This is a genomic window from Nocardia sp. alder85J, assembly GCF_020176955.2.
Taxonomy (GTDB): Bacteria; Actinomycetota; Actinomycetes; order Mycobacteriales; family Mycobacteriaceae; genus Nocardia.
The window spans coordinates 99,314-125,504 of the sequence record NZ_JAIUCZ020000002.1 but is presented as its reverse complement, the minus strand read 5'-3'; the positions used below and the strand labels follow the sequence as shown (position 1 = coordinate 125,504).

Below are 26,191 nucleotides of genomic sequence, written 5' to 3'. Positions count from 1 at the left end.
TGCACATCGAAGACTGCCGGGGCGGCGGCCGTACCCGACGTCGTCGGGTGAATGCGCGTGATGCACTGGACATCCTGTGCACCAACGGCTTCGGGAATGTGCTGCCGGTCGGCGAGGGCGGCAAGATGGTACTGATGCCGTCGCACTGGACCGTGACCTCGATCTCTCCTGCGGCCGGATCGCTGGTCGACCCCACCACCGAGATCGATATCCGCTGCCGGAAATACACGAACATCCCGGGTCATCGACCGACAGTTCGGGACACGAGCAACCGGATGGTGTGGCAGCCAGTTTCGGAAATCCGCACTGAGCACTCCTGCGAATCACCCAGAGGTACTCGGCCCGATCCATTCGGGGAACTGCTGGGCTACCGGATGGTGTGGGGCGGTGTATCCAGATGGAGCCACCAAATAATTGTATTCAGGGTCCTTGGTGAAGCCGGGAAACTGTTGCTGATACCAAGGAATACACTCGGCCGGATAATCTCCCGCACCTGCAGTGCCTGTGATCGCCGCAATCTCCCAACTGCCGAATATGTCCCACTTGGGTGGCATTTGAGCTCGCGGATCGCTATAGGCCGGATCTCTGTTCGCTATTCCCGGCCGACCCTTGTCCCAAGTGTTGTTTTGGAGATCTATACGGATTCCGCCCCCGACAGTCCGGTCGTTCTCGCCGGGCAGTTGCGCAGGCCATATCGTATAGCTGCAAACTACAGCATCGATCTTCGTAGCGTTTACAACGAAACCTGTAATATGCAGGTATCTCGTGCCCGCTTGGAGCTTATCGAGCGATATGACCGGATGCTCGGACACGAACGATCTCGTCTTGAGGTCCGAAGTTCGTTCCACTTCATCGGCGAGAGCGGCGACCGCTTTAGCGTATCCAGGATAGGTTCCGCCGGTTCCGACGAATGCGGAGTAGTTCCCCGCTTCTTCTGTCGCACGAACCAATTCTGCCTCACGAGAAAACAGATCGATACCCGGATCGGCAGACCACACATTAGTGTAGGGCACACTCGGGTCGTGAGCACCAGCAGCAGGACCGGCAGGCTTTATCGACTGACCGGAGCAAGCAGCCAACACTATCCCGGCGGCCACAATCGGCACACTTCGGCCTTTAACGTCCTTGATTGTGCGGCGTTTGACCATCATTCTTCCTGTAGGGACCCGTGACATTATCGTATGCATTCTCGAGCGCGGAGCTGTGGCCATCCTGGGGTCCCAGTTGATTGAATAGCGTAGTGACCTGCTTGACTGGAGTCTGATCCGAGTCTAGAACCGGCATGGTCTGAATTTCATTCCACGATAGGATGTTACCATTGCTATCGAATAATTGACTGTATTTATGACGCAGGGATTCCGGAATATCCGAACTCGCAACCGAATTGTATGCCTGTTCGACAAAATTTGGAGGATTCAAGCCGATATCGTTGTTGACCGCCGATGGAGGGGCCCCGATAATTGCATTCTTGAGTGGATCTCCGCCGAGGCCCAACAGTTTTCCAACCTGATCGCCGACTACAGACTTTGCCGCGACACCATCGTACGTCGAATTGTATCCGGCAGATTTCGCAATCAGGTCGTAGGCGGCCTTCTTCTGGTTGTATGCATCTTGGGCAACCTTGCCGGCGTCGGTTACATGGGAACTGATCTCGTCACGCAGACCAGAATCGACCAATCCGTACAATTTCCCAGCTTTGTCGAGATGATCGGTTGCATGCGCATCGGATGGGTCCTGACCGTAGGAGACCTCAGCCTGAATTGCGTGCGCCATGGCCGCCGCATTGAAATTCTTACCGGCGACATCATCGGTGTCCATCAACGAAAAGATGTTCTTCGACCCCATCATGGTATTGTTGTCGGACGGATCAGTCCAGCTGTGCAGACCGGTGGCGTCTGTATACGTCACTCTGAACTCATCGGCCGTCGCGTTCGAGGTATTTGTCAAATCGTCTATGAACGGGGTCATACCGGCCGAGAGTGTCTGGAGCAGTTTGGGGTTCAAATCCCCGACTGTCTTGTGGTCGGTGTTGGGGATGTCGTAGAGCTTCCACTTGTCATTGCTGCCGGCGATATGAGCAGGCGCGTCGTCACCGGCAGCGAACTGGCCGACGGCACTCATGATGGCAGCTTGACGATGTGCGTCCACCGAACCGGCTTGGTAGTCACCGAAAGAGAACAGTTTCGACGCAGCATCACCCCCATCGGTCCATCGATGCGTGAGCACGTCGTGAAGAAACGGCTCATTGGGTTTCCCATTTGCGTCGACCACGAGGTTCTGTAGTGCCGCTTTGTCGTCCGCGACGGCCGCGAAGATGGGCTCAGTCAGACCTGTCCCGGTGTCACCGCGCCCGTCAACGGTGAAACCGATCTGGTTGTGCCCAGGATCCTGCTCATGATGAACCTGTGCCTCGAGATATCTCGCGCCGACATCGAGGACCTGCTTGTCGAGAGCGGTGCCGGCGCGATACCGCGGATCTGCCCCGCCGGCGAGTTTTGCGATGATCTGGTTGTCCTTGACGCCATTGAGCCTGACCTCCTCCACGAGCATCGTGGATCCGGGGGCCGGAGGGCGCTGGACGACATCGACCAGATCCGCCCGGGTCAGTGACTCCTCGATCTTCTTCGGCAACAGGTCCTGTCCCCCGCGATCGGGAATCCCGGGACCCCCTTTCACCGCCGGACCGATATTGCTGTTCGAGATCAGCTGGAGTGAATTCTCCAGGGCTGTCCGCGCATTGGGCGGAAGCTTGTCGACGACCGCTTGGATCTCTTCGGGACTCTTGTCGTCCATGGACCTGGACAGCTGGTTGAGATAGTCCATCTGTGCTACCGGAATAGCGACCGGTTTTCCGTTGTGCAGATCGGCGAGTTGCTGATCGGTGAGCGATCCGGCGTCGATGAGACGTTCGATCTCGACATCGGTCAGATGCGTGGGATCGGTGACCAGGTGCTTCCCGTCGTCCTTGCCTTGCGCACCGCCGAGTGACGCGGCAGAGGCGAAAGCCACCGACAGTGAGCTGCGGGTGAGTTGCAACGCGGCGTGTACTCCCTGGTCGGTGGCTACGGCAGCGTGGTACGCGGCTATCAGGTCCTTGTTCATCTGAGCGAGATCACGGGCGCTCCCCGAACCTATCACCGTCAGGCCCTCGGTCACCGACCAGCTCTTGTTGGCGCATTCATCGAGCAGCCCCCTCGCCTTGCGAAGCGCCTCACCGATTTGCGCCGCTCCGGTGCGAGCCTGCCCGGCCACTCCACCGAGCTTGTCCGCCAAGGCCTGTACGGTCCGGAGATCCCCGGAAGCACGGTCTTGAGCCGCCTCGGCGGCCTTGCCACGCCAGTACAGGTCATCGACCTTGGCGACCGCGTCGACATACTTCTGGTACACGCCTTCGAGACCGGTACCGATCTCCTCCCATTCCATGGCGTACTGCGCCAGAATCTGCGGGTCGGCCGTGCGCAACCAGGACAACGGCGTCGACATGGCCTATTCCCCCGGCTGCGCTGTCCACGAACCGGTTCCACCGTTGTAGGCCGCCACGAAATCGTCGTAGTTGCTGTCTTCCGCGTTCTTGAACTCGGTCACGCATGCGGTCATGACCGTGCCGGTCTCGTCCAACCGCTGTCTCGCGGTGGCCACCAGCGCCCCGTACACCAACTCCCGGGTGATCTCACCGGCGCCGGCCACGGACACCAACTGCGCCCCAGTGGTGTTCGGATCCGGCGCGTCTTTCGGCTTGATGGCAGCAACTTCCTGCGCGAACCCGTGCAGCGTTGACGCCAGCCTACCGAGAATGTCCAAGTCTACCGCGATGCCCATGAAATGGCCCCCAAAGCCGATGTCGGCGAACAGAACTCATCGACATCGGACCACCTGCACCCCGTCCGCTCGATTCGTAGACAGATTACTCTGGGTAACAGCTTCGAGCCACCCGGTGCATTCGAATCAGAGTGGAGCCATTCATGCCGGACACCGACCCCCCGCTCCTCAGCGGTGTGCAGACGCTGTCGCCCGAGGACGCCGATCTGTTCGAAATCGCCTGGCAGACACACATATCCACTGCGACTTCCGCCGACGGCGCGATCACCGTACAGGTCAGCGCCGATGGCACGATCCACCGCTGGGAGCTGAACGAGTCCTTCCGCAGCGCTGTCCCCGAGCAACTCATCGCTACCGTGATCGAACTGATCGGGCAAGCACGTGTCGCCGCAGGCAACGCGGTTCATTCCGAGTTCGGCTTGCGCCCACCCGTCGAAATCTCTACCAGCCGAGGCACAGTCGCTTCCGCGCCGTCGTCAACCCCCGGACCGACACCGACCATCGACAGCGACCACTGGGACGAGAACGAGGACTACCATCACCCCGGCGCATCTCGCGTCGCCGACGAAAGCGCCTGGTGAATTGTCCACCGACGCGGGCGTATGCCGACAGCTCAGCGCCGAGCGACAGCTACATTCGGCAGACCCGTATCCTCTTTGCGTCGGGGTAGCAACGCCGATACCTGCCGTCGGTCGCGCTGTGAAGACTTCACAGATGACGCGGAATTCCCGGGGCGAGTTCTGCGTGTCCGCGCCCAGCCCGGATCGCCTGAACTCCGCGGAGTTCGAGCGGAACCTGTTGCACAGAATCGTTATCCGATCACCGACAGCAGGTCCTCGATATCAGTAGCACCGGCCGATCCTCGACGGCCTTACGAGCTCGGATGCGAGCGCCGCTGCGCTCAGCGGCGGCGACGATGATCGAGGCCACCCCGTACCTCGACATTGTGCGGCTGCGCTGCGCGAACCCCGTCTTGGAGCGTACGCCGAATACGGAATTCAGCCAGTGATCTCGGTCTTGACAGCGATCTACCCGAGCCGATCGACACCACACTTTCCGCTATTTCTTCCGAGGAAGTGGTCGTGGTTCTGCACGACGAGGGCGAGGAAGGTCGGCTTTTCCGCATGCAATCCTGGTGACCTGAAGCTCCGTGAACTCCATACACTAGGATTGGGATTCGATGTACGGTCTGATGTGAAGGGTAGGGTGATGACCGGCCACGACACGACCCTCACAGCAGCGGACATCGCCAGGATGACGGGATACGGCCGTGCCGCCGTGAGCAATTGGCGGCGGCGCTATGCCGATTTCCCTCGTCCGGTGGGCGGTACGGCCGCCAGCCCCCAATTCTCCCTGGTCGAGGTGGAGCAGTGGCTCATTCGGACGGGGAAGAAGACTGATGTGTCCGACGAGGAGCGTATCTGGCAGCAGATCAGGTCCGAGACCGAGGACCTGCGGCTGGCCCGCGCGATCGCGGACATCGGCCACCGGATGGCCACCCAGCAGACCGAGGGCTCTGCACCTGCCCTGTTGCAGCAGCTGATCTCGAAACTCGGCGCCTCTCCCAGCTACGAATTCATCGTGGCGCGCTACCTCGAGGCCCATGCGCGCCGCGTCGCGGTCACTCCTGCCGAGACGGCAAGGTTGATGGTCCAGATAGCAGAAGTCGACGCCGCGTATGTCTTCGATCCCGCTTGCGGAGTCGGAACCTTGCTGAAAGCAGCCGCCGATGCAGGCGCGGGCTATCTGGCCGGCCAGGATCACGATGCCGACGCGGTTGCCATCGCTACTTCGCGCCTGTCACTGGCAGGCGGGAAAGCGGACTTTCGCCACGGAGATTCCCTACGCGAGAACTTGTTCGAGCAGGCCACGTTCGACGTCGCGGTGTGCGATCCGCCTTTCCGGGACCGATTCTGGGGATCCTCCGAGTTGTCGAGCGACCTACGCTGGGCCCATGGGCTGCCGCCCCGCGGGGAGCCGGAACTGGCGTGGGTACAGCATCTGCTCTGGCATCTCAAACCCGGCGGCAGAGCGGTCATCCTGCTCCCCGCAGCCGTCTCCGCCCGGACTTCGGGACGACGGATACGGGCAAGTCTCATTCGCGCCGGCGCATTACGCGCGGTCTTCGCCTTGTCCGCGGGGGCCGCTTCCGGCTCATCGGCCGCACCACACCTGTGGGTACTCAGGCAACCGGTCCAAGGCGACCCGCTACCCGCCCGAGTACTTCTGGCGGATGTAGCCGACAAACCGATCGGCCACGTCCTCGACCTGTGGCGCCGCTTCCTGGCCGAGCCCGAAACCGAGCTGCCGGTGGGATGCGCTGTTCCGCTCATTGTGCTACTCGACGACCGGGTGGATGTCACGCCCATCCGCTCCGAAGAGACTGCGGGACAAGGCAATCGGGAGTTATCAAAGTCCCGTTCGGAACTGAGCGGCCTTCTCGCCGAGGCCACCCGGGCCATTACGACGTCTTCGGATCTCGTGCCCGTTTCGGAGGTCGCGGCGACTGTCACTCTGGGCCAGCTGCTCCGTAGCGGAGCGCTCTCACTGTTTCAAACCCCGGCCCGGATGGAAGTCTCCAGCGGCGACCTACCCGTCTTGACCGTCACGGATATCGTTGCGGGGAGACCACCTTCGGGCTGGACGACCGATGCGCCGGGGCTGATCGTACTCGAACCCGGAGACATCGTGGTCAGTGTCACCCGTATCCAGACGGAGCCCCACGTCGTCACGACCGGTGGGGTCGCCGCCGGCCCGCAGCTGCAAGTGCTACGCCCGGAACCGGATCGACTCGACTCCGATTTTCTCGCTTGCTCGCTGCATGCTGCGTTGCGAGCGCGACCGGTTTCGTCCTCGGCAAGTTCCCGCTCCGAGCTGCACCGCACTCCCGTCGCGCTGCTCGCGATCGCGGATCAACGGAGTTATGGCGCTGCGTACCAACGGCTTCGGTCGGCTGCCCGAGCACTCCAGCAAGCCCGGGACCAGGGCGACCTTCTCATCACCCAGGGAATCAGCTGCCTGGCCGAAGGGACGCTACGCCCCAAAACCGACCATGAAGTGTGAATTATGTACACACGCAAAACAATCGATCTTACTGTGATTTGTTAGCTACAGTAGCAACTGTCGTATATGGCGGATGTGCCGATTTCCAGGTGAGGAGAGTTGTGACGGGCGCCGTTTCCGCCGGGGTCGAACCCGGGAAGCTCGTGCAAGTCCGAGGCGAGCGCTGGGTGGTCAGGGACGTCGACTCCCATGCCGCGAGCACCTTGGTCACTCTTCAGAGCGTGGAGGGTGATCGCTACGATGACACGCTCCAGGTGATTTGGGAGATCGAGCGGGATCCCATAGTTCTGCCCAGCGGCTCTCTCCCGGAAATCGGACCCGGCTCTTTCGATCGGCCGATCACCCTGCAAGCGTTCCTGGACGCCGTCCGCTGGTCGGCAGTGACGTCGGCGGATGTGAAGACCTTGCAAGCGCCGTTCCGCTCCGGCGTGGCGATCGAGGACTACCAGTTGGAGCCCGTGGCCCGCGCGCTGGACGCCCCCCGCGTCAACCTCCTTCTGGCCGACGACGTCGGCCTCGGCAAGACCATCGAAGCCGGGCTCGTCACCCAGGAGCTTCTGTTACGACAACGCGCCAAGCGGATCATGGTCGTGTGCCCGGCCGGGCTGACCACCAAGTGGAAAGCCGAGATGGCCGAGAAATTCGGTCTCGATTTCACGGTGATCGACTCGGAGCGCTGCGCCGAGGTGCGCCGCACGCACGGTAGTGCCGCAAATCCGTTCGAGGTGTTCGGTCAGAGCATCGTCAGCCTGCCCTGGCTGCGCGGCGCCAAGGCACAGCGGCTGCTGGACGAAATCCTCCCCGCCGACGGCCCGACCTATCCACGCACCTTCGATCTGCTCATCGTGGACGAGGCGCACCACATCGCGCCGGCGGCGCCCCAGCAGGTGTATGCCGTGGATTCCCAGCAGACCAAGCTGATTCGCCGCCTGGCCCCGCACTTCACCCACCGGCTGTTTCTGTCCGCCACCCCGCACAATGGTTATCAGGCCAGCTTCACCGCGCTGCTCGAAATCCTGGACGACCAGCGGTTCGCCCGCGGCGCCGCGCCGGATCGAAAGGCCGTGGACGACGTGGTCGTGCGGCGTCTCAAGCGGCAGATCGGCGATCAGTTCCCACCGCGTGACACCCAGGTGCTGTACGTCGACTATCCGGAAGCCGAACGCGAAATCCACGCCCTGCTCAACAGGTTCGCTGCCGCTCGGCGCACCCGGCTGAAGCAGACGAAAGGGCGCAAGGCCGCCGATCTGGTGACGCTGCTGTTGAAGAAGCGAATGTTCTCCAGCCCATACGCTTTCGCCCGGACCGTGCAGGCGTACTCCGAAACCCTTCGGACCAAGGGCACACGCCGGGTCGACGCGGCGGACCAATGGCTGGACGAATTCATGGACGACGTCGCCACTCTCGACGACGAAGCCCTGGACGAGGCGGAGACCGACGCGCTGTCCCGGACGACACCCCTCACCGACACCGACGACGACGAACTGGCCCTCCTCGCCCGGATGAAGGCGTGGGCCGACACCCACGAGGCTCAGCCGGATGCCAAGGCGGCGAAGCTCATCACCTATCTGCAGGCCTACTGCCGGCCCGACGGCCACACGTGGACCAACAATCGGATCATCATCTTCACCGAGTACCGCGACACCAAGAACTGGCTGCGCGACCTGCTGGCTGCCGAAGGGCTCGGCCATCCCTATGTCGCGGAACTCGACGGTTCGATGAACAACATGCAGCGCGAAGAGCTGCGATTGGCATTCCAGAAGGCGCCGAACGAGCACCCGGTACGGATCCTACTGGCCACCGACGCCGCCAGCGAGGGCATCGACCTGCAGAATCACTGCCACCGGCTGATCAACTACGACATCCCCTTCAACCCCAACAAGCTGGAACAGCGGATCGGCCGGATCGACCGGTACGGGCAGAAATATCCTCCGCTGATCTACCACTTCGTGGGCAGCGGTTTCGGCAGCAAAGTCGATCCGTACGAGGCGGACCTGGAGTTCCTGTCCCGGGTGGCCACCAAGGTCGCCCGCATGGAGGAGGACCTCGGTGCGGTGAATGCCGTACTGGCCGCGGCAATTCAGCGACGACTCACCGGTGGCGGCGATTACGACGTCGAATCCGCGGGCCGTACGAGCGCGGGCGCCGAACTGCCGCTCGAACGGAATGTCGGCGAACAGGTCCGCAAACTCCGCGAGAATGTGAAAGAGACTGTGGCAGAGCTGCGGATCACTCCGACCTCGGTCAAGCGGGTCGTCGACACCGCGCTGGAGGTGGCCCGGCAACTCCCGCTCCGCGACACGGTCGACCCGGACGAGATCTACGAGGTGCCGGACCTGACCGGTACCTGGCAGCGCGCCACCGAGGTGCTGCTCGAAAAGCTGCCGTCGGCAGGGCAATTGCCGCGGCGGCTGCCGGTGACCTTCGACCAGCAGGTAGCGAAGGATCGCGACGATGTCGTGCTCGCCCACCTCGGACATCCGCTGGTGGCGATGTCGACACATCTGTTGCGTACCGCGGTCTCCAACAGTGAGGTCAACCTGCACCGGGTCGCCGCCGTCGTGCACGACGACCCGAAGCTGGATAGCGTTCTGGCCGGCGCCTACTCCCGGTTCGTGCTCGTCGGCAGCGACGGCATCCGCCTGCACGAAGAGGTGCTGCACGCCGGCGGGTGGCTGCCGGGCACCGGCCGGTTCCGGCGCTGGGAAAACGTCCAGGATTTCGGCGCACTGCTGGACCGCGCCCTCACCGCGGGTTCCGCGGCCACCCCTCGGGTGCAGCAAATGCTGATCGACCGGTGGAACGCCACCAGCGCCCGAGACGGTCTCGACGGCGCCATCAACTGGCGAGCCCGCGACAAACAGCAGCAGTTGCTGCGCAAACTCGCGCAACGCCAGGAGGCCGAAGAAAAGCGAATCATCGCCAACCTCAGCCAGTTCGAGATATCGCTACGGGCTCAGTTGGCTCGCGGCGACGAGGGCGACGCCCTGTTCAGTCTGGCGTTCGCCGAGCGCAGCCGCGACGAATTGCGGCAGTACGAGCAGGATCGCAAGAATTGGCAACTGCGCCTGGAACAGCTGCCCGCCGAGCGGGATCGCGAGTTGGAGCAGATCGCCGCGCGCTATCGTGCTCCCCGGGTCCACGTCTTTCCGGTCGCAGTGATCTTCGTCGTCCCGTCCCATGAGGTGCAGTGACCATGGTTACCCGCTCGCCACGCCGCCCCGGATCGACCGAGTACGACCATCGCGACTGGCTCGCGCTCATCGACTACTCCGGACCGTTCTTGTCCGTCCCGGTGCTCAAACGGCATTTCAGCGCCGGCCTCGATCCCTTGGCGAAGCCCGAACGGGAGCGACTGCGCCGGGCCCATGCGACGATGCCCGGCCCCGAGTGGATCGATTACGTCCTGCGCGATCTGCTCGAGTGGGGCGACGCCCTGATCTCCGGCGGCCTGTCCGACCTTGCCGTCGCCTATCCGGAGCACGACACCGTCCTCACCCCGGACTTCGCGCTGCGTGACCCGTCCAGTGGCGAATTCCGGCTGCTCGGATTGATCTCCGACGGTTCCCCGACCCAGCGAATCAAGGATTCCGAGTGGTCGGCGACCCCCGCCGACCGGTTGATGAAGTTGTTGCGCCACCACAAGATCGAGCTCGGTCTGTGCACGGACGGACGCTGGTGGGCACTGCTGTGGTGCCCGGTCGCAGGTGGCGCGACGACGATCGCAGTCTTCGACTCCGTCAACTGGCAGGAGGCCGCGGAACGCGAAGTCGTCAAAGCGTTCCTGTCGATCCTGCGCCGGTCCCGCTTCTTCGCCGTACCCGAGGGGGAGACCCTCCCGGCACTACTCGCCGCCAGTATCGACAGCCAGGAGGAGCTGACCGAACAGCTCGGCGTCAATGTCCGCCGCGCCGTCGAACTTCTCGTCATGGCCGTGGGCCGCGCCAATACCAGGCAGCGCGAGACCGGGCATCCGGGATTCCTGTCCGGGGACGGCGGCGCGGGCCGGGTGACGGCCGAAGAGGTCTATCAGGGCGCCGTCGCGGTGATGATGCGAATCGTGTTCCTGCTCTTCGCCGAAGAACGCGGCCTGCTGCCCTCGGACAAGGAGCTGTACCGGAAGTCCTACAGCGTCGGCCCACTGCTGTCGGCACTACAGGACCGGGTACTCGCCGCCAGCGAAACCGAATTGGAGCACACATACGGCGCCTGGAACCGGCTGCTGGCCACCTTCAACGCGGTCTATCACGGCATCGACCATCCCGAACTGACGATGCACGCCCACGACGGCTCGATCTTCGACCCGCAGCGCTTCCCGTGGCTGCCCGCCACAATCGACGACCGGACGGTCCTGCACATGCTCCGCGCAGTGCAGGAGATCACGATCGGCAGAGGTAAGAATGCCGAGCTGCGCCGGCTGTCCTTCAACCAGCTCGACGTGGAACAGATCGGCTACGTGTACGAAGGTCTGCTCGCTTTCGAGGGCCGCTACGCCAACGAAACCGTCCTCGGCCTGATCGGAAAGCCCGGCCTGGAGGCCGAGGTGCCGCTGCGCTCGCTCATCGAGGCTCGCCGCGGCACCGACGCCGAATTCGCCGCGAAACTGGCGGCCGACTACCAGGTCGGCACTGTCACCGCGATCATGAAGAAACTCCAGCCGCTGCCGCCGCAGGAGCGCGAGATCGCGCGCGGACGGTTGCTCGCCGTCACCGGCAACGATCACGCTCTGGTCGAGCAACTGCTCCCCTTCGCCGGCCTGCTCCGCACCGACCTGCGCGAACAGCCGTACGTCATCCTCGCTGACGCACTGTACGTGACAGAGTCGGCGCTGCGCGGCAGCACCGGAACCCATTACACCCCAAAGTTTCTCGCCGAACAGGTCGTCGAGGGTGCGCTGGAGCCCCTGGTCTTCGACCCCGGCCCCCTGCAGACCGCGGCCACCACGCTGTGGAAGCCGGTCGATTCCGCGACGATCCTCTCCCTGAAGGTCGCCGATATCGCCGTGGGCTCGGCGGCATTCCTCGTCGCCGCCTGCCGCTACCTCGCCCGGCATCTGGTCGAAGCCTGGTCCCGCGAAGGCGATTCGCGCGCAGCCGATTACGTGACGCGGCCGAAGGAGAACGCGCTCGCCGACGACGCCGACCCCGTCGTCATCGACGCACGTCGGCAGATCATCGAACACTGCCTGTACGGGGCCGATATCAACCCGATGGCCGTGGAGATGGCCAAACTCTCGCTGTGGCTCGTATCCATGGATCCCGCAAGGCCTTTCACCTTCCTCGACGACCGGCTCGTCTGTGGTGACTCCCTGCTCGGCATCACCTCCGTCGACCAGATCGAGTGGATGCACCTCGATCCCGCCGCCGGTCGCCGCCTGTACGCCGACGACAAGGCGCTGTTCGATCTGACCGCCGGGATGCGCGGGCTCGTGGACGATTTGGCTCGGGACCGGAAGGCGCTCACCGAGCTGGACGGCTCGACCCTCAACGCTCTCGCCGAGAAGCGCCGCATCCTCGAGCAGACCACCGAGAAGGCGGCCCGCCTCGATCTGGCCGCAGACCTCGTCGTAGCCGCGGCGCTCGGGATGCGCGACGGTTCGCTGGATCGGGCTTCCGGACACGCTGTGCAGGCCGTCACCGCCTTCCTAGGTGACGGCGCCGGCCTGGATGGCAGCATCGCCTCCGACGAGGACCTGGCCCGGCGGGAAACCGCTCACAAACGGGCTCAGGAATGGCTGCGCACGGACTTGCCGGTCGGCGCGTTCACTCGGGATCCGCTGCATTGGCCGCTGGTATTCCCTGAGGTATTCGACCACGGGCGAGCCGGAGGCGGCTTCGACGCGATTATCGGAAACCCGCCGTTTCTCGGTGGAAAGAAGATCAGCGGCGCAGCTGGCGCAGCGTACAGAGAATTCCTTGTGCGAACGATTGCCGAGGGCACAAAAGGTAATGCCGACCTGATAGCATACTTTCTCTTGCGGACCCATGACATGCTGCATGATAACGGCCAAGTCGGGCTTATTGCCACCAATACTCTTGCCCAAGGCGACACCCGTGAAGTCGGCCTGGACCGCTTATGCGACTCCGGCGTCACCATTCGTCAGAGTGTCAAGAGCGCGCCCTGGCCGTCTCGCTCTGCCGTCCTAGAATACTGTGCCGTCTGGACTAGCAAACAGATCGTCAGTGACCAAGCAGATCGCCTCGCCGACGGCATCAGGGTCACTGGTATAACCTCGTCCTTGGACCCCAAATCTAGAATGACTGGCCAGCCTCATCGGCTTCACGCCAGCAGTGGTATCTCATACATCGGGTCGTACCTCCTCGGCCTTGGATTCATCATGGAGCCCAGTCGAGCCCAGGAGCTGATCAGCGAAGACCCGCGCAACGCGGATGTACTATTCCCCTACCTCAATGGCCAGGACCTCAATAACCGTCCTGACTTCTCGGGCTCCCGCTGGGTCATCAACTTTCATGACTGGACCGAAGACCGCGCCCGTACGTATGGTGACGTTTTTTCTATCGTCGAGCATAACGTTAAACCAGAACGACAGCGAATCAAGCCCGACGGTAGCTATGTGCTGCGAAGGCCGCTGCCAGCACGATACTGGATCTATGCCGACAAAAGACCGCTACTCTATAGAGAAATTGCAGGCATGGAGCGTGTTATCGCGATAACGCTGGTGAGCAAGACTGTGATGCCGGCAATGGTGCCTACTACGCAAGTCTTCGCTCACAAGCTCGGCGTGTTCGCCACAAATGACACGGCAATGCTGGCGTTGTTGAGCAGTGCACAGCATTACTGGTGGACTGCCAGTCGGAGTTCGACAATGAAGGCAGATATCAATTACTCACCATCAGACGTCTTCGAGACCTTACCGCTACCAGAACTCACCAACGAGCTGCGCACATCCGGCGACCGTCTGGACCAGCGGCGGCGCGAGGTCATGCTGACCCGGGATTCGGGCTTGACGAAAACTTACAACCTCGTGCACGCCCCAGCCTGTCAGGACCCCGACATCATCGAACTCCGCGAAATTCACCGCGATATAGATATGGCGACGTGTCTCGCTTATGGCTGGGACGATTTGACGGACAATCTCGGCCACGACCATCACGACCTCGGCCGGGAAACGCGCTACACTGTCGCCCCAGGCATTCAGCGCGAATTCATCGACCGGCTCCTCGAACTCAACCACGCCCGTTACGCCGCCGAGGTCGAAGCTGGCCTCCACGACAAGAAACAAAACAACAAGAAGGCCAACTTCCCTCGCAAGAAGATATCTGCTGAGCAAGGCGACCTCTTCTGATCAGCTGCTTCTGTTCACGATTCAGTTGATCGCCCGCCATACGACACCGCGATCTCCACTGCGCAGTGATTCCACGCGGCGATGAAGTTCGATGGCGGCCCGTGGCGCGCTCGGAGCGAGCCGGATATAGGAACCGAGCGAGTGGTATTCGGTGATATCCCGCAGCAATGGCCAGTCGGACCATTTGGGCAGGTCGTAACCGTAGGCGTTGACGAACTCGGCGCGGTCGGCGTGCGGGGTGTGGAAGTGCCGGGCAACGTGCCGACCAGATCGAGCTCGCGTGGCCCGAAACAAGCGTTGTCCCAGTCGATCAGCACCCACCGGCCGCCGTCCGGCACGACATTCTCGTCGTGTGCGTCGGCGTGCACCAGGCCCGGGCCGAGGGGAACCGGGTTGTGTCGAACGCTGCGATCAGCCCGCCGACCCGGGTACGAAGCCAGTCACCCTCCTGACTGGTCAACGCAGGTTCCGCCCGTGCCTGGTCGGCATCGAGCGCATCGCGTAATCGCCGCAGCGGCTGGTATTTCGGGAAGTCGAACGGCGGCGCCGGTCGCGCGTGAAGCTGCCGCACGAGGCGGGCAACGTCGGCGGCATCAGGCCGTTCCGAAGTGGGCCGGTACGGCCAGAATGTCGCCACCGCGGTACCGGTCAGCACCGACTGTTCGCCGGGCAGTGGGCACAGCCCGATCGGCTCGCTCGCGGTGGCCGCGAGCCATCGGGTGACAGTGATGCTCGTGGCGGCGCGGGTTCGCCGCAGGGACGTGTCCGACGCAAGCCGAACCACCACATCGCCGACCAGCCAGGCCGCATTCGACCGCCGATGCAGAAGCCGGGCATCATCTGCACTGAAACCGTATGCATGGCAAGTTTTTTCAAGTTCCGTCCGACCGGGAAGCGTGCTGTCGATCACCACCGGTCACACCGCCAGAGCGGCGGCGATGCCGGCTCGTAGCTCCGTCACTCCCGGTGCGCGCTGATGGCGTGCGGCGACAGCGTCCAGGTCGCGCAGGCGTGCGTAGCAGCGCTGTGAGGACAGCGAGGTGATCGCGGTGACGGCGTCGTGACCGACCGTACGGCGGAGTCGGTGTCGCCGGCTTGGAAGTGCGCGATGGTGACTGCGCTCATCGAATCAGCGAGCGCGGTCAACGGCGAGGGTCGGCAGGACCACGGCGCGGCTGGGCTCGTGCTCGGCCGGATGCTCCCGCACCGGAACGGTCAGTTGAGCAGCGGCGGACTCGGCGAATTCCGGATGTGTCAACGACAGCAGATACAGCGAATGCCTCTGCTGTGCAGCGATTTCGGCGCTGGTGACGAACCATGCCCACGGTGGTGTCGTGGCGGCGGTTGCCGCGGCGTAAAGGTCTCGGGATCCGGCGAGGGCTCTGTGTGTCGGTTCGGGTTGGCCGAGCGTGGCCCAGCACCACACGGTGACGGCGTGGATGTAGCCGGCGGTGATCTGCGATACCGGATGCCGTCGGCTGGTGGAGGTTGCCGCGGCCAGTCAGTGAAGGTCAGGGCGTCTTCCGCGCCGTCGACGGTTACCAGGTCGAGGTTCATATTCCCCCTCCCCCACCGAAGGTTTGGCCGGACTCGGACGACATCAACGACATTCCATAATCCCTCCGGGACGAGGCCGACCACCACCGCCATGCACCGCATTTCACACCGACAAGAGCCGAGAGCTCGATTGATGCGCGAACTCAGACCGGTGACCTTGCGGGAACAGAGATTCCGTCGTGGAAGATATCGGCGGCGCGGATCACCGTGAACTCCGGTCGTCCTTCCAGCCGCGCGATCGCCTTCATCCCAGGACTCGTCGAGCGACGGACGAAGTTCCAGTCCCCGATGAGGAACAGCGAGCGTTTGGCGCGTGTGATGGCGACATTGAGCAGCTTGGCCGCCGACACCTGACGGCGGTTGCCGTGCAGATCGGCCCCGGCCACCCAGCGGGCCTGGTTGGCATCCTGCATGAGATCGACGATCACCGTGTCGAATTGACGACCCTGGAAACGGTGCGAAGTGCCGCAGGGCATACCGTAACCGCGATCGCGAGCTTGCCCATCGGCGCGGCGGGCGTGCGCCCGGTAGGGGCACACCATGCCGATACTGCCGGCACCACGCCGACCGTAGAGCGGGTCGAGCAGCCGCAGCCCGAGCGGATGAACCCAGGACGAATCTTCCGGCCGCAGTTCCTGGCCGGGATGACCGGACGTATCGACGAACGTGATCACCGGATTCTCCACCAGCCCGGTCCAACTGGTGCGCAACAGCCCGTCGTAGCAGAACTCGTTGACGATATCGGCGATCACCGGCGGATACCGGTACTGGGTCCGCAACGCGATGCACCGCGGGTGGCTCGTGGCGGTGGCACGGTCATGGATGCCGAGCAGGGCGAAGATGTCGTCGCGTTGCCACGGCAACAGCCGCTGCTGCTCCTCACCGATCGCATCGTCAGTATCGGTGATCGGCGAATTCTGCAGGAAGTCACCGACAAAGGCCAGGCATCGATCGGCTTTCGACCCCGCGTAGACCAACTGCCCAATCTGCGCCGAGGCGGCCTCGTCGACGATGACTGTGTCGAATCGGCGGCCGGCCAGCTCACTCTGGGTGGTCAGCGCGGTGAGCGTGCAAGCGATGACCGGCGCCGTGTCCAGTAGTCGGCGTTTGGTATCGGCGTACTCGTCGTCGAGACGACGCTTTTCGTTGTCGAGTTCCTTCAGTTCGGCGTCCAGCCGGCCGCATTGCGCATTGAGGTCGTCGCGTTCGTCGATCAGGGCGAGGATGCCCTCGGCCTCCGCACGGGCGATGATCGAGTCGCGGCGTGGAACGGTTTCGGCAATGGCTCGAGCCTGCTCGATCTCGGTGCTCAGGCTGACGATCTCGTGCTTGAACCGGTTTCGCGCCTCGCCCATCTCCTCGGCCTGTTTCCACAGCATCTCGACCTGCTGTCGAGAACGGCCCGCCTCGATGATCAGGGCGTCATAATGCTCAACTTCGTTGTTTATCGCATCCAGGTCGACGCGAAGATCGTCGAGCATCGGTTCGTACTCGGCGATGTTTCTTCCGATTTCGGCTACCGCAGTCAACGTCCGCTCGAATTCGTCCCCGGCGTCCGGACTTGCTTGCACCGCACGCGACAAGGTGATCATTCGCCTGCGCAGTAATTCTTGTTCGTCGATCAGCTCGTCCACGAACGCCTGTTGGGTCTGCATGAACCGTTCGGCCTCTGTGCGACGCTGCAAGATGATGTCGCGTTGACCGAATAACAACGGCAACCGATCCGCTATGGTCAACCGGACCGAGGCGGCCTCGAGCACATCGCCAAGTCTCTCTTCGAGCCTATCCAGTTCGTCCGACATCTCTTCGAGCCGATTTGCCAGAGACTCGCATTTATCCGCGTATTCTCTTGCGACATAGGCTTTCTCGATCATATCGAGGTCGGCCTCGACGAGTCGGCGAATCACCGTGTCCAGTCGCCCGCGTACCGAATGCCTCTCATTGGCCCGCTGTCGATCGAGAATATCCCGGAGCCGCGCGACCCGATCGGTGATGACCGCCGCAGCCTTGTCCAACATCAGCCAGTCGTGTGCGACCACCTCGGGATCGGCCTTCTCGGGGCTCCCGACCCGCACGACACTACCGGCTTCGCTCACGACCGAGGCCAGATCCTTGACCACGTTGTCCACTGCGACGTGGGTATGCGAGGCGATCAGCACCGATCGCCCCCGGGCCAGAGCATCGGCCACAGCCTTCCCGATGACCGTCGTCTTGCCCGTCCCCGGTGGCCCCCACACCAGCCAGCCGCCACCGGCGGTCATCGCCGAAAAGGCTTGCGCCTGCTCGTTATTCACACCATCGACCGGCACGCTGTGTTCGAGACTCCGCGAAGTCCACAAATCGGCCACCCGGGGCGCACGAGTAGCCTTACGCAGGCACTCGAGGAGCTGACGCAGCAGATCGAGTTCCAAATCGTCGGAACACACCACGTGCACGCGGCGTATCGAACCCAACTCGTCGCGGATCTCGCGAGTCACATCCAGAACGATGCGACGACCTCTCGGCTCGTACTTCAGAAACACCGGAATCAATTGTGGCGCCGATCTTCTCGTGGTCTCGGCATCCTTCAGGAAGAACATCTGCTCCGACCAGCCCGCACGCGGCGGCTCCACGGTGTTCTCGACGATCAGCAGTCGCCGTTCGGGGATCTCCAGCGCAGTATTCGACACTGCCTTCACCTGTATGAGCTGCTGCCGCCGCCGAATAAGCGCCTCGACCCCGGCCACCGACCTCGCCTTGACCCAGTCCCACGGATCCTCGAAGCCCACCGGCGGCATCTGCCCCTGCGGCACAAGGTTATCGGCTGCACCCGATGTCCCATCCGACATGCGGACACCCTAGCCGAGCCCCCGCCCCCGCGACCCGGCTGCGTATGGCAGTCACCACCGGTGAAGGGAACAGATCTCCGGGTAGTCGGATCGAGAGCTGTGGCACCGAACCGCTATCCGATCGCCGACACCAGGGCCTGGATCTGCCGGGATCGATCGAGAAAGCTGTCGATGACGGACAAGACCTCGTCGGTATTCGACGCCACATGGACGTCCGGCTCGGTGGCCGTCTCCCGACCCCAGTCGGTGCCCTCCACTACGCCACGCATCAGGACCACAGGCCGGCCGTGCTCGACGGCCTTACGGGCATGGATCCGGGTGCCACTGCATTCGGTGGCCTCGACGATGACCGTCGCCAGGCTGTATCCCGACATCGTGCCGTTGCGCTGCGGGAACGTCGTCCGGTCATGGTGCTGCTCCGGCCAGAACTGCGAGAAGACGGCCCCCCGCTCGGCGATCTCCCGGCACAGGTCCCGATTCTGCGGCGGGAAGTGCTTGATCCCGGTGCCGAGAAACGCGACCGTACGGCCACCAGCCCGGATTGTGGCGTTGTGGGCCGCCGTGTCCACTCCGGTGGCCAGACCGGAGACGACGGTCAGCCCACGTTCGACCAGACCGACGGCCAGCGCCTCAGCCGCAGCACGGCCCACCGGACCGGCATTGCGTGATCCGACGATCGCTGCCCCGAGATCGTCGGCGAGAACCGTTCCGCGCGAGAACAACAGCGCCGGTCGGTCGAACACATCCAGAAGGCGGTTCGGGTAGCGCACGTCTCCCAGTGGAAGAACCTGGATGCCGTCGCGCTCCCATCCGGCAACCTCTCGGCGGGCCCGGTACAGGGCATCCGCTACCGGATTGTCGAATGATCCGAGCCGCTCGTGCAGTACAGACAGCGCGGTCTGTCCCTGCATCGTCGCCGATACCAATTCGCGGCCGGCCTTCTCGATGCCGCCGTGACGGAGTAGCGCGACCACCGCCGCAGCCTCAGCTCGGTCCTGCCCCACCATGGCCCGCAGCGTAATCTCTGAGCATCGCAGCGCAAAGCTCGAAACAACGGGCGGGTGGCCGACTCGGTGTGTATACCCAGTTCACACGAAGTTCGCGTGAACTGTCAGTGGGTGGGGTTAGTCTTGTTCGCATGATTCGAGGGGTAGGGAATTGGCATGTGCGACAGGAGATCCTATGACGCCGACGGTAGATGACGACGGCTCGCTGGAGCTGTTCGACGCCGGCCGACCCAAGCAGACGAAGCTGGATCTGTCGGCTTCCGCGGCGGCCGCCGGGTCGTCCCCCGAGACCGTCGTGCATCCGCTCGACGTTCCCCAGGTCTTCGAGGAAGCCGACTCGTACGAGGTCCGGGACGAACTGCAGAAGCTGATCGTCGACGATCTGCTGGGCCCGTGGGACGGGCCGCTCGAACAGCGGCGCCGGGGACCGCGCGACAGCTACATCGTGGGGATGCTGGGGCCCAAGCACCGTGCCGAGTCGGTGGTGCGCCAAGCCGACGAGGTACAGGATGCCGATGCCGGCGAGGGCGGCGGGGCCGAGCAGGAACTCCCGGAAATCACCTCACCACAGGCGCTGGGCCGGATCTGGGCGTCGTCGATGGGCTTGTCCTGCTGTGTTCCCGGTGACGTCGACGCGATCGTCGTCAAGGCCGAGTGGGGCTGGTATCACCAGCACGACCAGTTGGACGACGACGGTAAGAGCACCCGGGTGTGGGCCAGGGAACCATTCGAATACGAGCGAGAGCTCCGGCTCGATGCCGAACCGTCCTACGCGGTGCCGCTCACGGCCGACCACCCGGACCATCCGGGCATCTACCTCGCGGTGTCGGTGCGGCTCAACGGCGGCCGCACCGTGGTGGACATCGCCCTGGTGAACAGCCAGGACGAGCCCACCTCCAACAAGGACACCGCGTGGATATTCCAATCGCAGTTGACCGTGACCGCCCTCGACGGAGCCAGGGCCATATTTCTCCCGATCGACGATCCCGAGGATGGTCTGAAAGCAGTCGAAGGTGACCTGGAGGAGTTGCACCTACGCCTGCTCTATCGGAGCGAGCGCCGTTACGCGGCCGGGCGGAATATCGCCGTACACGCCGATGTCCGCGCCGACGAACGTCGCGCACACCGGCTGACGACCACCTGGGTTCCGACCTACGATGTGCCCGCCACCGTCGCGCCGTCCGGGCGAGGCACCGCGATGGAACACGTCGAACTGTCGATGGACGCGCTGGCCACAGCGACACCGGAGGTACTGGAGCGAGGGCTGCGGCCACTCGTCGACGAGTACGCGGCCTGGCTGGATCTCCGTGCAGCAGAGATCGACAGCGTGCCCGAGGCACTGAAGCCCGCCGGTATCAAGGCGGTTCACGACGCACGAACCGCCTGTCGGCGGATCGCCGACGGCGTCCGGCTGCTGACCGACCCCGGACAACCGCATCATGCCGAGGCGCTCGCGGCCTTCCACTTCGCGAACGAAGCAATGGCGTCCCAGCGCCGCAACACCGCGCTCGCGCCACTGCGGGAGAGCGGGCTCGGATACGCCGAAGCCGCAGCGGCAATCGAAGAGCAAGGCGCGAAAGCCGCCAGCTGGCGGCCGTTTCAGCTCGCGTTCGTCGTGCTGAACCTGCCGTCGCTCACCGATCCGGGGCATCCCGAGCGCGCGGCCGACCATACCGCCCTGGTCGATCTGCTGTTCTTCCCGACCGGTGGCGGCAAGACCGAGGCCTACCTCGGTCTCACCGCGTACACTTTCGCGATCCGCCGCCTGCAGGGCGTGCTCGGCACCGGCGTGGAGACCCGCAATGGTCTCGCCGGAGTCGCGGTGTTCATGCGATACACGTTGCGGCTGTTGACCGCTCAGCAGTTCCAGCGGGCCGCGGCACTGGTCTGCGCCGCCGAGGTGATCCGCCGGCGCGAACCCGCCGCCTGGGGGGAAGATCCGTTCCGGATCGGCCTCTGGGTCGGAGAAAGCGTGGCGCCCAACTGGTTCGAAGGCGCGAAGGAACAGGTGGTCGAGGCGAAGGCGGCGGCGAACGGGCGGCGCGCCAACGTGTTGCAGACCTTGAGCTGCCCATGGTGCGGTAGTCAGCTCACCGCACAGCGCGACCTGCACGTCGACGACGACCGGCGGCGCATCCTGCTCTACTGCCCGCGCGCCGAGGGCACCGACGCCTGTCCCTTCTCGAGGAAGAATTCCCCGGGTGAGGGGTTGCCGATCATCACCATCGATGAGGAGATCTATCGGCTGGCACCCAGTCTGGTGATCGCCACCGTCGACAAGCTCGCCCAGCTCCCGTGGAAAGGGCAGGCGGGCATGCTTTTCGGCCGCGTCGCCTCCTACTGTCCACGACACGGCTACCGCCACGAGGACATGGACGCCAAGACCGGCTGTGCGAGCAGGCACCGCAAGACCTATGAACAGCCCGCGGTCTCAGCGCACCCGGTATCTCGGTTGCGGCCACCGGATCTGATCATTCAGGACGAATTGCATTTGATCGCAGGCGCTCTCGGCACCACCGTCGGATTGTTCGAGTCGGCGGTCGCCGAACTCACGGCATGGCCGTTCGACGGCCGACTCACCGCGCCGAAGGTCGTGGCCTCGACAGCGACCACCAAGCGGGCCCGGGAGCAGGTGCTCGGAGTATTCGGGCGCGAGCTCGCGGTCTTCCCGCCACAGGTGCTCGACGTCGCCGACACCTTCTTCTCCCGGCAGCAACCGATCACGAAGACCCATCCGGGGCGCCGCTACCTCGGGCTGTGCGCGCACGGCGTCCGGATGAAGTCGGCGGAGATCCGGGTCGCCGAGATCCTGCTGCTCGCCGGGCAAACCATGTTCGACCGCTTCGGCAAGGCAGCCGACCCCTACATGACGATGGTCGGGTACTTCAATGCCACCCGCGAGCTGGCCGGTATGCGTCGCTATCTGGACGACGACGTGACCACCCGGGTTCGCCGCAGCAACCGCGGTCCCCGCCTGTCCGACCGATTGCACACTCGCTCGGCGATGCTGTCGATTCAGGAGCTGACCTCCCGGATCTCCTCCGGCGACATCAGCGACGTGCTGAAACACCTCGAATACGAGTTCGATCCGGATCTGGACACCTCGTCGCGCCGCCGGGACGCCCCCGCCGAGTATGTCCGATATCGCAAGGATCTGAAGGAGGCGGGCTCGAGACAGCCGGTCACTCCGCTGCACGAGATCGCGAACCGATTCGGCCAGCGGGAGCGGGATTTCCTGCGGCCGGTCGATGCGGTGCTGGCCACATCGATGTTGCAGGTCGGCGTCGATGTATCCCGGTTCGGACTGATGGTGATGACCGGGCAGCCGAAGAACACCGCCGAGTACATCCAGGCTTCCTCGCGGGTCGGCCGTGATGCCACGCGCCCCGGTCTGGTGGTGACCCTGTACAACTGGTCGCGCCCGAGGGATCTCGCTCATTACGAAGATTTCGAGCATTACCATGCCACCTTCTATCGCCAGGTCGAGGCGTTGTCGGTGACTCCGTACACCCGTCGATCCGTCGATCGGGGCGCGGCGGGGATGTTCGTGGCGGCGGTCCGTAATGCCGTCGAGGCATACTCACGCAACCCCGACGCCTATGACGTCGATCTCAGCGGGTCACTGGTGCGCGACATCAAGAACCGGATGCTCATCCGCGCCGAGGCCGTCGCGGGTGAGCGGGGCCGCGCCTATCTGGACGAACAGCTCGAGGTCATCGGCGACCGCTGGGCCGGCCCGGAGGGACAGAGCCACCCGACGGCCCGGCTCGGCTACACCGACGGAACCTGGAACAAACAGCACCTGAAAGGGCTGCTCGAGCCCGCCGGCAGCGGCGTCTGGGGGACGATGACGGTGGGAATGTCCATGCGGGAGACCGAGAACGAGATCAACCTGCTGTTCCCTCGGAAGGAAGCCGTATTCGCACCGCCGCTCGATGCGCCCGAGTGGTACTTCGGGACACCGTCGGACGACGACACCGAGGAGACCCACTGATGCCCGAGGGCTTCGACTACTTCCGGCGCGTCGGCAGCGTCCGGCCCAGCCACCTGATGTTCACCACGGGAGTCGGCTCGCTGGTGGATCTGCCGAATTTCGCGGTCCTGGTGAAGGGGCTGGACGACTGGGACACGAGGAAGACGCCGCAGATGCCGATCGCTGAACCACGGCTGTTGGAGGCGGCACAGAAGATCCTCGGCAGAGGGGTCAAGAACCTCATGCCCGCGCCGTGGCTGGAAGGCATGGACAGCAACCCGAAAGGCCTCGCATCGACGGTCGGCGTTCCGGTCACACCGTTCCCGGCCTGGTTCCGCTGCACCCGGTGCGACGAATTGGCGCCGCTGAGCGGGCACGCCTTCGACTTCGAGAACCCCAATCCGCGGCGCCCGTACGAGGCGCGCTTCGTGCACGAACGGTGCGCCAAACCCGGCAAGAAGCCGCTGGCGGTCACCGCTCGTTTCGTATTGTCCTGTGTTAAAGGACATCTGGACGAGTTTCCCTACCGTGAATTCGTGCACCGAGGCGTGCCGTGTCCCGGTGCCGCGCACCCGCGGCTCACGATGGAGGACCGGGGCGGAAATGTCAGTGCGGATGTGAAGATCTCCTGCCGGCACTGCCCGGCATCGCGGAACATCCGGGACGCCATGGGAACCCGCGGCGAAGAGAACCTGCCGCCGTGCCGGGGCCGGCATCCGCATCTGCAGACCTTCGATCCACGAGGTTGCGATCAGATGCTCAAGGTTCTGGTCGTCGGTGCGTCCAACCAGTGGTTTGCCGACACCCTGTCGGCGCTGGCCGTGCCGCCCGCGGCGGGCAGCCTGCTCGACGCACTGGTGGAGAAGTACTGGAATGCGCTGGATCCGCTGCCGCCCGGGATGTACTCCTACGCGCGGACCAATGTGCCCGCTTTCAAGGAGCTGGGCGACTGGACCGATGAGGAGATCGCAGCAGCGGTCGAAAGGCACCGGATCGAGCTCGCTTCCGGGGACGACAACGGCGACGAGTCCACTCGGGACCTGAAAACTGCGGAATGGCAAGCCTTCTCCGCGGACCGTCTACCAGAACCCAACCTGGACTTCGCGCTGTACCGGAATGTGGACGGCGTACCGAAACAGCTGGCCGGCATCTACGACGATGTGATTCAGGCCGAACGACTGCGTGAGGTCCGGGCGCTGGTCGGCTTCACCCGGCTGGACGCCCCCGATCCGCAGGACCCGACGCTGGTGACGATGGCTCCGCTGGCACGCGCCAGGCCCGACTGGATACCTGCCAGCGAGGTTCGCGGCGAAGGTATCTTCTTCAAACTGCCAGAGGCGTTGCTGCGCGATTGGGAACAGCGGGTCGAGAACTCCGAGGCCATGCAACGGCATCGCGAGGCGTACGCGCGGTATCGAGGCAATCGCCGCTCGGATCGCATCCGCGGAGACTTCGACCCGATGGCACATTGGCCCGGTCTCCGGTTCTACGCCCTGCACACTGTCTCTCACCTGCTCATCCGCACGATCGCGCTGGAATGCGGATACAGTTCGGCGTCCTTGACCGAGCGCATCTATTCCGGCGACGCCGACGACGACCCGCGCAGCGGCATCCTCATCTACACGGCGGTGCCCGATGCGGAGGGCACGCTCGGCGGACTCGTATCGCTGGCCGAACCGGAGCAACTCGTTCGGCTGACCCGCCGTGCGTTGCAGGACGCCAGGAACTGCTCGTCCGACCCCCTGTGCGCCGAGCGGCTACCGGAATTCCCGTCGGACTTCCTGCACGGGGCCGCCTGCCACATCTGCCTTTTCGTCTCCGAGACCACGTGCGAACGCGGCAACAAGTTCCTCGACCGGAGGTTCGTCGTCCCCCTCGGCGACCATCCGGAGCTCGCGCTGTTCCCCGACCTGCCGTGAACCTGGAAACAGCGGCCGGGCGTCTCGGTCCGTCCCGGTTACGAAAGTTCGCCGATCTGATCACGGCCGGTGCGGAGCCGGTGGTGATCGTCCAGTCGTTTCCCGGATTCGTGGACGAAGCACATGTCGTCATCGATGCGATGCTCAGCCTCGGGTCCGGCGAGACCTCCGCATTCCTGCGCGGCTTCGCGGGTGGCCTCGATCATCCGCAACTCCGGGTGGAGTCGGTATGGAGCGGGCCGTCGGTGCACGGAGTTCCGGTCCGTGCCACCGCACACGTCCTCACCGAACTGATCGAGCGAGCCGACAAGGAGTTGCTGTTGGCGACCTACTCGGCCAAACCCCATGCGCAACTACGCGATACGCTGGCACAGGCGATCCGGCGAAACGTTCGGACCGTGATCGTGGTGGAGACTCTGCAAGGAGCCGCCGGAGCGATCAGCGGTGACGAACCCGCGCTGGCGTTCGACGGTATCGGGGCGGAACTGTGGCATTGGCCGCCGGGTGCGCGGGACAAGGGCGCCAAGATGCATGCCAAGCTCGCCGTCGCCGACCGGCGGGAATTGTTCGTGACCAGTGCGAACCTGACACAATCCGGGGTGGGACAGAACATGGAGGCAGGTCTGCTGATCCGGGGAGGGTCCGCGCCGCAGCGCGCAGCCGAGCACCTCACCGCTCTCAAGGCCGCTGGCGTACTGAAACGATTGCTGTGACGGACG

Annotated in this window: 14 protein-coding genes; 7 read left to right on the top strand and 7 right to left on the bottom strand. The window is 64.1% G+C overall.

The genetic code is table 11. The features are described from left to right. Positions 1-323: 323 nt before the first annotated feature. From LBW94_RS07000 to LBW94_RS06990, 3 genes are read right to left on the bottom strand one after another with little or no spacing between them, the layout of a single operon-like run. Positions 324-1,151: a hypothetical protein gene (locus LBW94_RS07000; RefSeq protein ID WP_225057383.1), complete on the bottom strand. Its 828-nt coding sequence runs from the start codon at positions 1,149-1,151 to the stop codon at positions 324-326. After that, positions 1,117-3,483: a hypothetical protein gene (locus tag LBW94_RS06995; RefSeq protein WP_225057382.1), complete on the bottom strand. Its 2,367-nt coding sequence runs from the start codon at positions 3,481-3,483 to the stop codon at positions 1,117-1,119. The genes LBW94_RS07000 and LBW94_RS06995 overlap by 35 nt, the downstream gene beginning before the upstream one ends. 3 nt (positions 3,484-3,486) lie before the next feature. Next, positions 3,487-3,819: a hypothetical protein gene (locus tag LBW94_RS06990; protein WP_225057381.1), complete on the bottom strand. Its 333-nt coding sequence runs from the start codon at positions 3,817-3,819 to the stop codon at positions 3,487-3,489. A 143-nt stretch (positions 3,820-3,962) separates the two neighbouring features. On the opposite strand from LBW94_RS06990, the gene LBW94_RS06985 reads away from it, so the two are divergent. The 4 genes from LBW94_RS06985 to LBW94_RS06970 all read left to right on the top strand — a co-directional run bounded on the left by LBW94_RS06985 (position 3,963) and on the right by LBW94_RS06970 (position 14,188). After that, positions 3,963-4,400: a hypothetical protein gene (locus LBW94_RS06985; RefSeq protein WP_225057380.1), complete on the top strand. Its 438-nt coding sequence runs from the start codon at positions 3,963-3,965 to the stop codon at positions 4,398-4,400. 628 nt (positions 4,401-5,028) lie between these two features. Further along, entirely contained in the window at positions 5,029-6,882 is a 1,854-nt protein-coding gene (locus LBW94_RS06980) for an N-6 DNA methylase (RefSeq protein ID WP_225057379.1), read from the top strand. Beyond that, positions 6,879-10,076 carry a DISARM system SNF2-like helicase DrmD gene (drmD, locus tag LBW94_RS06975; RefSeq protein WP_225057378.1) on the top strand — a complete coding sequence of 1,066 codons (3,198 nt, stop codon included), beginning with the start codon at positions 6,879-6,881 and terminating at the stop codon, positions 10,074-10,076. The genes LBW94_RS06980 and drmD overlap by 4 nt, the downstream gene beginning before the upstream one ends. A 2-nt stretch (positions 10,077-10,078) precedes the next feature. After that, positions 10,079-14,188 (top strand): Eco57I restriction-modification methylase domain-containing protein, encoded by a 4,110-nt coding sequence (locus LBW94_RS06970; protein ID WP_323137828.1) that lies wholly within the window; start codon positions 10,079-10,081, stop codon positions 14,186-14,188. A 14-nt stretch (positions 14,189-14,202) separates the two neighbouring features. Here LBW94_RS06970 and LBW94_RS44375 read toward each other — a convergent pair whose 3' ends face one another. The 4 genes from LBW94_RS44375 to LBW94_RS06955 all read right to left on the bottom strand — a co-directional run bounded on the left by LBW94_RS44375 (position 14,203) and on the right by LBW94_RS06955 (position 19,580). Further along, entirely contained in the window at positions 14,203-14,526 is a 324-nt protein-coding gene (locus LBW94_RS44375; protein ID WP_225057376.1) for a hypothetical protein, read from the bottom strand. Further along, positions 14,499-15,101 (bottom strand): hypothetical protein, encoded by a 603-nt coding sequence (locus LBW94_RS06965; protein WP_225057375.1) that lies wholly within the window; start codon positions 15,099-15,101, stop codon positions 14,499-14,501. Before LBW94_RS06965 ends, LBW94_RS44375 begins: the two co-directional genes overlap by 28 nt. A 787-nt stretch (positions 15,102-15,888) precedes the next feature. Beyond that, positions 15,889-18,573: a DEAD/DEAH box helicase gene (locus LBW94_RS06960; RefSeq protein ID WP_225057374.1), complete on the bottom strand. Its 2,685-nt coding sequence runs from the start codon at positions 18,571-18,573 to the stop codon at positions 15,889-15,891. Between the two features lie 113 nt (positions 18,574-18,686). Beyond that, positions 18,687-19,580 (bottom strand): DNA-processing protein DprA, encoded by an 894-nt coding sequence (locus tag LBW94_RS06955; RefSeq protein WP_225057373.1) that lies wholly within the window; start codon positions 19,578-19,580, stop codon positions 18,687-18,689. A gap of 175 nt (positions 19,581-19,755) precedes the next feature. Here LBW94_RS06955 and drmA point away from each other — a divergent pair, with 175 nt between their 5' ends. From drmA to drmC, 3 genes are read left to right on the top strand one after another with little or no spacing between them, the layout of a single operon-like run. After that, on the top strand, positions 19,756-23,574 hold the full coding sequence (gene drmA / locus LBW94_RS06950) for a DISARM system helicase DrmA (RefSeq protein WP_225057372.1): 3,819 nt from the start codon (positions 19,756-19,758) through the stop codon (positions 23,572-23,574). After that, the gene (gene drmB / locus LBW94_RS06945; protein ID WP_225057371.1) at positions 23,574-25,472 is read left to right on the top strand and encodes a DUF1998 domain-containing protein; all 1,899 of its coding nucleotides are present in this window, start codon (positions 23,574-23,576) and stop codon (positions 25,470-25,472) included. The genes drmA and drmB overlap by 1 nt, the downstream gene beginning before the upstream one ends. Beyond that, a complete protein-coding gene (gene drmC, locus LBW94_RS06940) occupies positions 25,469-26,185 on the top strand; it encodes a DISARM system phospholipase D-like protein DrmC (protein WP_225057370.1) in 717 nt (238 codons plus the stop codon). Before drmB ends, drmC begins: the two co-directional genes overlap by 4 nt. Positions 26,186-26,191: the final 6 nt, after the last annotated feature.